This window comes from Phormidium sp. CCY1219 (assembly GCF_035615515.1).
GTDB lineage: Bacteria > Cyanobacteriota > Cyanobacteriia > Cyanobacteriales > Laspinemataceae > CCY1219.
The window spans coordinates 1-538 of record NZ_JAJENT010000177.1 but is presented as its reverse complement, the minus strand read 5'-3'; the positions used below and the strand labels follow the sequence as shown (position 1 = coordinate 538).

Genomic DNA, 538 nt, shown 5'->3' with positions numbered 1-538 from the left:
CCTCTCCGGAAACTACAGCAGGATCGGACAAGATTTCGGGGTCTCTCCCCGGGCGATAGATTTCTACCCGCCGATTTTGACAATCGATTAACCACCCCAGTTTAACGCCATTTTCTATATATTCTTGCAGTTTCTCTTGCAGGGATGCTAAGCTATCCCTAGCGGAACGCAATTCCACCACAAAATCCGGCGCGATGGAGGGGAATTTTTCCTGCTGTTCCGGGGTCAGGGTTTCCCAGCGCTCTAATTTTATCCATGCTGCATCGGGAGAGCGATCGCTTCCATTGGGCAGATTAAAACCCGTGGAAGAGTCAAATCCAATCCCGGTTTTATCTATATCGGCCCAGTTGGCGAGTTGCTGAACTAATTTAAAATTTCGGTTGCCCGTGGTTCCTCCGGTGGGTGGCATGACAATCAGTTCTCCTGTGGCATTGCGCTCGAATTTTACATCGGGATTTTCCCGACAAAGTTGATAAAACTGTTCGTCTGTCAGTTGAATAATTGGGTTTAAATTGATTGCGATCGCGCTCATAACTGT

1 protein-coding gene is annotated in these 538 nt (G+C 48.0%); it reads right to left on the bottom strand.

Annotated features, from left to right (window positions below; translation table 11 throughout):
• Window positions 1–532: Uma2 family endonuclease (locus tag LKK83_RS01065; protein ID WP_324628880.1), on the bottom strand; the 532-nt coding region annotated here is incomplete at its 3' end.
• Window positions 533–538 lie beyond the last annotated feature (6 nt).